The organism is Kitasatospora sp. NPDC001095 (assembly GCF_053598615.1).
The window spans coordinates 1-1377 of sequence record NZ_JBSFKQ010000146.1; the positions used below are offsets into that span (position 1 = coordinate 1).

The 1377-nt window shown below is 73.1% G+C and carries 1 protein-coding gene; it reads right to left on the bottom strand.

Annotation, left to right across the window (positions count from 1 at the left end; genetic code table 11):
- The coding region (locus tag ACWDBB_RS36205; RefSeq protein WP_449793652.1) for a type I polyketide synthase at nt 1-1377 on the bottom strand (1377 nt) is incomplete at both ends.

The following is a 1377-nucleotide window of genomic DNA, read 5'->3' on the forward strand; positions in this document are numbered from 1 at the left end:
TGCCACAGGTCCTCGGGCGAGGCGACCCCGCCCGGGTAGCGGCAGGCCATGCCGACGATCGCGATCGGCTCGTCCACGGCGGTCGTGGACAGCACCTCGGCCACCACCGGGGCCTCACCGACGAGTTCGTCGCGGATGAAGTCGGCGAGCGCGGACGGCGTCGGGTAGTCGAAGACCAGTGTGGCCGGCAGACGCAGACCGGTGGCCGCGTTCATCCGGTTGCGCAGCTCGACCGCCGTCAGCGAGTCGAAGCCCAGCTCACGGAAGGCGCGGGTCAGATCGACTCCCTCCGCCGATGCGTAGCCCAGAACCTCGGCCACCTGCGTACGGACCACCTCGCGGACGGCCTCGTCGCGGCGCGCCACCGGCAGGGCCAGCAGGCGCTCGGCCAGCGAACCGGCGGCAGCGGAACCGCCACTCGCGGCGGTCCGACGGCGCGGCACACGCACCAGGGCCCGCAGCAGAGGCGGGACCTCACCTCCGCCGACCATGGCCACCGGGTCCAGGTGCATCGGGACGACCAGGGCGCGCTCCAGCGTGAGCGCACCGTCGAACAGGGCCAGACCCTCCTGCGAACGCAGCGGCGCCACGCCGGCTCGGGCCAGACGACGGACGTCCGCGTCCGACAGGCTGGTGGCCATGCCGCCGTCCTCGGCCCACAGACCCCAGGCCAGCGACGTGCCCGGCAGGCCGTCGGCCCGACGGCGGGCCGCCAGAGCGTCGAGGAACGCATTGGCCGCAGCGTAGTTACCCTGCCCCGCAGCACCGAACACGCCCGACACGGAGGAGAACAGGACGAACGCCGACAGGTCCATCCCTGCCGTCAGCTCGTGCAGGATCACCGCCGCGTCCACCTTCGGACGCAGCACCGCCGACAGCCGCTCCGGCGTCAGCGACGACACCACACCGTCATCCAGCACACCGGCGGTGTGGACCACCGCCGACAGCGAACGACCCTCCAGCAGCGCCGCGACAGCGTCGCGGTCGGACACGTCGCACGCGACGACGTCCACCTCGGCGCCCAACCCCGCCAGCTCGGCACGCAGTTCGGAAGCGCCCGGGGCGTCCAGGCCGCGGCGGCTGGTCAGCACCAGACTCCGCACCCCGTGCGCCGTGACGAGGTGCCGGGCCACCAACGAACCCAGACCACCCGTACCACCCGTGACGAGAACCGGGCCCTCGCCCAGCGACACGCCGTTGTCCGATTCGGTAGCGACGCGCACCAGACGCGGCGCGAACGCCACACCCCCACGCACCGCCACCTGCGGCTCACCGGACTCCACAACGCCCGACGGCAGCTCGGCACCCGCCTCCAGGTCCACCAGCACCAGCCGGTCCGGGTTCTCCGACTGCGCCGAGCGCACCAGACCCCAGACC